Genomic DNA, 7,642 nt, shown 5'->3' on the forward strand with positions numbered 1-7,642 from the left:
ACATTTCAGAGTAATTCATTCTATTGTGATTTCTCCTTTTCGAATTAATAAAACTTATTTTAAGTTTTGAAAGTAATCTGAAACTTAAAACAAATAAAAACAAAACAAACAAAGATAAATCATGTCTAAACAATTCTCAACATTAGGTCTATCAGCACCAATTTTAAAAGCTTTAGGCGAATTAAACATTGTTGAACCTACAGAAATACAACAAAAAACAATTCCGCTTTTATTGACTGAAACACATGATGTTGTTGGTTTAGCCAAAACAGGAACCGGAAAAACGGCTGCTTTCGGATTGCCTTTATTGCAATTAATTGATACTGAATTACCAGTTGTTCAGGCTGTTATTTTGGTGCCAACAAGAGAGCTTGGTCATCAGATTTTTAGAAATTTAGAAGATTTCTCAAAACATATTCCAAATATTTCAATCGCTGCAACTTGCGGTGGAATTCCAATAAAACCTCAAATCGAGCGCCTTACTTCGCCAACACATATTGTTGTGGCAACACCTGGACGTTTAATTGATTTAATTCAAAGAAAAGCAGTTGATTTAAAACAAACTCAATATTTAGTTTTGGATGAAGCTGATGAAATGGTTTCGATTCTAAAAGAAAGTTTGGATGAAATCATTACTGAACTTCCTAAAAAACACCGTACTTTATTATTCTCAGCGACTTTACCGGGAACAATTAAGCAATTGATTCAGAATTACTTAAACAAGAATGTAGTTCAGGTAAGCGCTAGTATGGAAGTGGTTGGAAACCAAGGTATTGATCATGAATATATTGTAGTAGATCCAATTGAAAAATTAGATGTTTTGATGCATTTTCTTAATTCAAAAGATGGTGAACGCGGTATTATTTTCTGTAAAACTAAAGCTGCCGTCAATAAATTAGCTAAAAATCTAGCAATAAATCGTTTCTCTTCTGGAGCAATTCACGGGAGTTTATCGCAGGGAATTCGTGACAGAATTATGGAGCAGTTTCGTGAAGGACATATTAATATATTAGTAGCGACTGATTTAGCTGCTAGAGGAATTGATGTAAAAGAAATTTCTTATGTTGTAAATTACCATTTACCTGATGCTTACGAAACGTATGTTCATAGAAGTGGAAGAACAGCGAGAGCAGGAGCAAAGGGACTTTCTTTAACCGTTTTACAGGAAGAAGAAGTTGCAGAAATTGCCGATTTCGAAAGAGAATTGGGATTAAAGTTTTCTGAGTTCAAAAAACCTTCGGCGTTAAGTATTGAAGAAAATAACACACTTTTATGGGCAAAACAGATCTTCAAAACGAAACCAAATCATGATATTTCAAATGATTTAAAAACAAAAGTTAAAACGGTTTTTCATCATCTTACAAAAGATGAATTGATAGAAAAGTTGTTAGCCAATTATGTCCTTCAAAACAAAATCGATGTAGTTGAAAAACCTGTTAAAAAATTCAAAAAGTAACAAGCATGACATTTATCATTGCATATTAAAGTTGTATATTTATAAGGTATTATTCTATAATCCTACTTAATAACAACATATAATATGAAGATAGTCATCATAGGAGGTGGTTTTGCAGGAATCAATCTAGCAAAGGAACTTGTAAACCACCCTCAAATACAAGTTACTCTTGTAGATAAAAACAATTATAACTTTTTTCCACCACTTATATATCAAGTTGCTACAGCTTTTTTAGAACCTTCAAGTATTAGCTATCCTTTTAGAAAATTTTTTGCAGGAAAGAAAAACCTACAGTTCCGTTTAGGCGAATTACTTTCAGTAGTGCCTGCTGAAAATAAAATTATCCTTAATAACGGTGAATTGAGCTACGATCATTTGGTTTTTGCAACTGGAGCTGAAACAAGCTACTTTGGAATGGAAAATGTAATGAAAAACGCTATTCCGATGAAAACCTTAAATGATGCCATCGAAATGCGTAATACACTGCTTAAAAATCTTGAAAAAGCAGCAATTACAAAAGATATTCGTAAACGTCGTAAATTATTAACTATTGTTGTTGCAGGTGGGGGACCAACAGGAGTAGAGGTTTCAGGGATGTTCGCTGAAATGCGAAAAAACATTCTGCTAAAAGAATATCCCGAACTAGAAACATCTGCCAGCAATGTTTATTTAGTCGATGGGGGAGACGCTCTCCTTTCGCCAATGAGTAAAGCTTCGCAAAAAGATACTTTAGAGGCGCTTACAAATTTAGGAGTGGTAGTAAAATTGCACACTAGAGTAACGGATTATGTTGATGATACTGTCTTTTTTGAAAACGGAGAAAAGATTCAAACCAAAAACTTAATTTGGGCAGCTGGAGTTTCTGCAAAGCTTTTTGACGGAATTCCACAAGAAAGCTACGGGCGAGGCAGACGTATGGCAACAAATGAATACAATAAAGTAAACGGTTTTGAAAATATTTATGCAATTGGTGATACCGCAATTTTAGCTGGAGATAAAAACTTTCCTGACGGGCACCCGCAAGTTGCTCAAGTTGCTATACAACAAGGATTAAACCTAGCTAAAAACTTTAAAGCAATAGCACAGAACAAACCTTTAAAAGCATTTGCTTATATAGACAAAGGATCAATGGCGATTATTGGAAAAAATAAAGCAGTAGTAGATTTACCAAGTCCTAAATGGCATTTTAAAGGATTTTTTGCTTGGGTAATTTGGTTGTTTATTCACTTAATTTCCTTAATTACATATAGAAATAGATTGAATACTTTCTGGAATTGGATGGTTGCTTATTTTGCAAGGGATCAATCACTTAGAATGATTATTAGACCTGATAAAAGATCTTAAAAAGTAAATGTAAATCTCAATATTAAAAATTTCAAATTCCAAAACTGGAACGAGCATAAAAAAACAGAATCTAAAAAGATTCTGTTTTTTTTTTATAAGTAAACTAAATTTTTGGAATTTAAGTTTTGGAATTTAAAAAGTTAGTGCCCAATCAGCACATCATCATTTTCGGATAATTCTACTTTATGTTTAATAAAGCGTTTTCCAATATTTAGAACAATAAAAGCTGTTATTGTTGTTGTAGTCATAATAGCAACCATTGGTGCAATAGAATCTTTTACAAAAACACCAATCGCAAATGATGCAAAAGCACCAATTCCTAATTGAATTGCACCCATTAATGCAGAAGCACTTCCAGTATTTTTTGCAAACGGAGCTAAAGTTAGTCCAGCTGTATTTGGATTTGAAATTCCTAAACAAGCCAAAAATAAAAACAACATTCCAATAGTTTCATATAATCCTAAAAGATTATTTAGAGATAAAATTAGAAAAACAATGCTCACTACAGATTGTGAAATCAAAGCGCCATATATCATTTGTTCGCTCGAAAAGCGTTTCAATAAAATAGAATTTAATTGACTGGAACCAATAAAACTAACAGACATAAATGCAAAAATCCAACCATAAGTTTTAGCATCAACATGGTAAATATCCATAAAAATAATAGGAGAGGCCGCTACATACGAAAATAATCCAGAAAAAGCGATTGCTCCAGTAAAAGCATAAGTGTAAAACTGCGGTTCTTTTAATACTTTCAGAAAATTGGTAATGATGGGTTTAGGTTTTAAAGATATTGACGGGTCTGGTTTATAGGTATTTGGTAAACCAATTTGCGAAGCTGCCAGAATAAAAATCCCCATAAACATTAAAATCAAAAATACGGTATGCCAGCCAAAATCCTCAGTAACATATCCGCCGACTGTTGGTGCTAACATTGGCGAAAGCCCAACGACAAGCATTAATAACGAAAAAACTTTAGGAATATCTTTAACCGGAAATAAATCTCTAACCATTGCAACTGATGCAACTGTGGCAGCACAACTTCCAATAGCTTGAACAAAACGTAAAAATATAAATGAATCAATATTAGTCACATATATACAGCCTAACGAAGCTAAAATATAGACTAATAAACCAATAAATAATGGTTTTTTTCGTCCAAATCTATCCAATAATGGCCCGTAAAGCAATTGCCCAGCTGAAATTCCAACAAAATAACTAGACAAACTCATAGAAACTTTTGCAACAGTTGTGTTCAAATCTTTTGCAATATCAGAGAAGCCTGGTAAATACATATCGATTGAAAACGGACCAAGCGCAGTTAAAGAACCTAAAATAAGTATGAGTTTAATATATTTTTTTGTAGTCATTTTTTGAAATAAAAGGCGTTTAATTTTTTGCAAAGGTAAAGATTTCATATCTTGTAATAGAATTAAACACATTTATATCTAAAACAAAACATTATTAATCCTAAAAATTAAGTAATTATGAAGAAGTATATTTTGTTGTTATCGTTAGCTTTTACAGCTGTTTCATTTGCACAAACAATCACATCAAAAAAAGAAGATGTGAGTATTGAACAGTACGAATTATTAAAAAAAGTAAATCAGTATTATCCTGATATCACATTAAACAAGACAATTACAAATTTTTACGCTGACGGAAATATAATCGATTCTCAGCAAGAATTTGACGTAAGCTCGTCAAAATTTTCCAGCTATAAAATTGGTATTGAACCGGGAAATAAAAAATTATCATTTGAATATGTTTCTGACGAAACTGGAAAAGTTTACGGTGATGTTTCAATTTTTAAAGGAAATGCTTTAAGAACAACTTTTTCAGAAAAGAATAACGAAATAAACGTTTCTTTAAATGGCAAGTCAGTTTATCTGAAGAAATTAAAACAATAAACAATATTAGTAAAAAGCACCACAATTGTGGTGCTTTTTAGATTATCAGCCGTTCTACGGCTGATTTATTACTTACATACAATTTGAACTATAATTTATATTATGTAAAATAGAAAATTAAAGACGCGAGAATCTCATAAATGCACTTCTGTATTAAAATTTTGTAAATATTCAAATCTCAGCGACTACTCATAGAATACATTCCTTATAAAGTCTATTACAGAAAAAAATATTTTTGAAATGACAAAATGCATTTTAAAGCCTTGAATTTGCTAAATCTTAACATTTCTTTAAAATAATCACTTTCTAATCAAGATGCGTTCAAAGTGAAACTAAATTTTATTATTTTTACATTAGATACTTTAAAAAAAATATCAACTCTATGAATACAATTGCTGAGCATATTGCAGATTTTTTAAAAGAATACCCGCCGTTTGATAATTTGACTTTTCAAGAATTATCAGAAATTGCAACTAATATTCGTGTTATCAATTTAGAAAAACATGCTGTATTGTTTCAAAATAATGATTTATTGCACGACAGTTTTTATGTTGTTGCTTCTGGTATCATTAATTTGACAACAATTGCTGATGCTGAGGAAACAATTATAAATAAATGTCATGAAGGCGATATTTTTGGTTTACGTCCGTTTTTTGCCAAAAATAACTACATGATGACTGCAAAAGCACGTGAAGAAAGTATAATTTATGCTATTCCTATCGCTGTTTTTAGACCATTTGTGGCTAATAATCCTGACGTTTTAAATTTTTTGTTGGAAAGTTTTGCAATAAATTCAAGACATACTAAAGATAATGTGCGTTCTAATGGAAAATTAGATGCTGACAACAGCTATATAGATCAGCAGTCAGAAATGCAATATATACAGTCTCTAGCCTATAATAATTCTCCGTTAACAACTGAGGCGCATCATATTGTAAAAGATGTTGCGATTTTAATGACGGAATCTATGGTAGATAATATTGTGGTTACTGAAAAAACAAAACCAATTGGTATTGTTACAAATGCCGATTTGTCTTCAAAAATTGCAACTGGCCGTTATCCAATATCAGAAACTATAGATAAAATTATGTCCTCGCCTGTTGTTACCGTAATTGAAAACGTTTCTTTAGCTGAAGCTCAATTACTAATGCTGAAACATAATGTATCACATTTATGCGTAACAAAAGACGGTACAAGTAAATCTGCGGTAAAAGGAATAATTTCTGAGCACGATTTAATTGTGGCTCAAGCAAGTAACCCTGGTGTTTTAATTAAAGAGATTAAACGTTCGCAACTGCCAAAAGATCTAAAACAAATACGCGATCGATTATCAGATTTAATTCAGAATTCGATTCAAAAAAACATACCAATTTCTCATATCAGCAATATTGCGAGTGAAATTAATTTGGCAATCATAAAACGTGCTGTCGAATTATCAATTTTAGATTTAGGCTCACCTCCTGCTCGATTTGCGTGGTTAAGTATAGGAAGTCAAGGTCGTAAAGAACAGCTTTTGCTAACAGATCAAGACAGTATTTTGATCTTTGAAGATGTGGCTCCAGAAAAATATAGAGAAGTAAAAGATTATTTTTTGAGACTTGCAAAAAGAACTACTTCTATCCTTGAAAAAGTAGGTTACGAATATTGTCCAAACGGACATATGGGCAGTAATATGCTTTGGTGTAAATCATTGACAGACTGGACGAAACAATATAACAGCTGGATGAATACTCCAGGTGAAAACAGTAATGATTTAAGTTCTATTTTTTTTGATTATGAAATCGTTTTTGGTGAACCAAAGATTGAAGAAGTGATTGAAAATGTGATTTTTAAAAATGCTGTAAACAATACTTTGTTCTTCGACTTTTTAGGAAACGATGCTTTAAAGAGAAATTCTCCTTTAAGCTTTTTCAAAAAATTCATTGTAGAAGAAGACGGCCCGCATAAAACTAAATTTGATATTAAAACCCGTGCTTTAATGCCGTTGATTGATGGCGCGCGCTTGTTAATTTTGAATGCGAATATAAAAGGAATCAAAAATACCTATTTAAGATTTAAACAATTAGCAATTACTGATTCTAAAAATGCCGAAATATATTTAAGTTGTGCTGAAGCTTTTCTAACGCTTTCAAAGTTTAGAACGGTCGAAGGATTAAAGAATGATGATTCTGGACAATACATTAATCTAAGAGAAATGTCTAAAACAGACAAAGAAAAGTTAAAAAATGCTTTAACCCCAATGAAAGACCTTGAGGAACTTATTAAGAGTAAATTTCAACTTACACAATTCTCGTAAATATGCTAGACTGGCTTAAAAATATTAATAAAGAATATCCGGATTTTTGGAAGGACTATTTGAATAAATTAGAAACGAAACCGTCCAAGTTTGTGGTGTTGTCGACTGAAACATCTGGTTTAAATCCAAACAAAGACGTCATTCTGTCTTTGGGAGCATTTTCTGTTGTGGAAGACAGTATTTTAATTAAAGAAAATTTTGAAGCCGTTTTACTTCAATACAAATTTCTGCAGGATAACGGACTCTCAAATGAGTTTATCATTGAAAGTAAAATGATGAAAATGCCGGAACCTGATGCTGTTGAAGCTTTTGTCAACTTTATTGGAAATGCAATTCTAGTGGGGCATCATATCAATTTTGATATAGAAATGCTTAATGCGGCTTTGGAAAGATTAAATTGCGGCAGACTTAAAAATGAAGCTTTAGATGTAGATGTTATGTATCGTAAATTAACGGACATTAACGACAAGCAGTTTTCATTAAATGATCTATGCGAAATTTACAAAATTCCAAAAAGCGATCGAAATTCTTCTGCTGAAGATGCTTATAAAATCGGACTTTTATTTCTGAAATTGAAATCTCGATTAGGAATAAAATAGTTTTAAAAAAACATTAAAAACAAAAAGACTACTAATT

Annotated in this window: 6 protein-coding genes; 5 read left to right on the top strand and 1 reads right to left on the bottom strand. The window is 31.6% G+C overall.

The window, feature by feature from the left end:
- Positions 1–121: 121 nt before the first annotated feature.
- On the top strand, positions 122–1,456 hold the full coding sequence (locus BOW57_RS05700) for a DEAD/DEAH box helicase (protein WP_129053332.1): 1,335 nt from the start codon (positions 122–124) through the stop codon (positions 1,454–1,456).
- Positions 1,457–1,540: 84 nt separating this feature from the next.
- Positions 1,541–2,800 carry an NAD(P)/FAD-dependent oxidoreductase gene (locus BOW57_RS05705; RefSeq protein ID WP_129053333.1) on the top strand — a complete coding sequence of 420 codons (1,260 nt, stop codon included), beginning with the start codon at positions 1,541–1,543 and terminating at the stop codon, positions 2,798–2,800.
- 140 nt (positions 2,801–2,940) lie between these two features.
- On the opposite strand, the gene BOW57_RS05710 is transcribed toward BOW57_RS05705, so the two are convergent.
- A complete protein-coding gene (locus BOW57_RS05710) occupies positions 2,941–4,170 on the bottom strand; it encodes a multidrug effflux MFS transporter (protein ID WP_129053334.1) in 1,230 nt (409 codons plus the stop codon).
- A 117-nt stretch (positions 4,171–4,287) separates the two neighbouring features.
- On the opposite strand from BOW57_RS05710, the gene BOW57_RS05715 reads away from it, so the two are divergent.
- The 3 genes from BOW57_RS05715 (at position 4,288) to BOW57_RS05725 (ending at position 7,605) form a co-directional block, all read left to right on the top strand.
- Positions 4,288–4,710: a hypothetical protein gene (locus tag BOW57_RS05715; RefSeq protein ID WP_089055679.1), complete on the top strand. Its 423-nt coding sequence runs from the start codon at positions 4,288–4,290 to the stop codon at positions 4,708–4,710.
- A 382-nt stretch (positions 4,711–5,092) separates the two neighbouring features.
- Positions 5,093–7,006: a DUF294 nucleotidyltransferase-like domain-containing protein gene (locus BOW57_RS05720; protein WP_089055689.1), complete on the top strand. Its 1,914-nt coding sequence runs from the start codon at positions 5,093–5,095 to the stop codon at positions 7,004–7,006.
- Between the two features lie 2 nt (positions 7,007–7,008).
- Entirely contained in the window at positions 7,009–7,605 is a 597-nt protein-coding gene (locus BOW57_RS05725; RefSeq protein ID WP_129053335.1) for a 3'-5' exonuclease, read from the top strand.
- The last annotated feature ends 37 nt before the right edge of the window (positions 7,606–7,642 follow it).

It is taken from the genome of Flavobacterium sp. YO64 (assembly GCF_004119505.1).
Taxonomy (GTDB): Bacteria; Bacteroidota; Bacteroidia; order Flavobacteriales; family Flavobacteriaceae; genus Flavobacterium; species Flavobacterium oncorhynchi.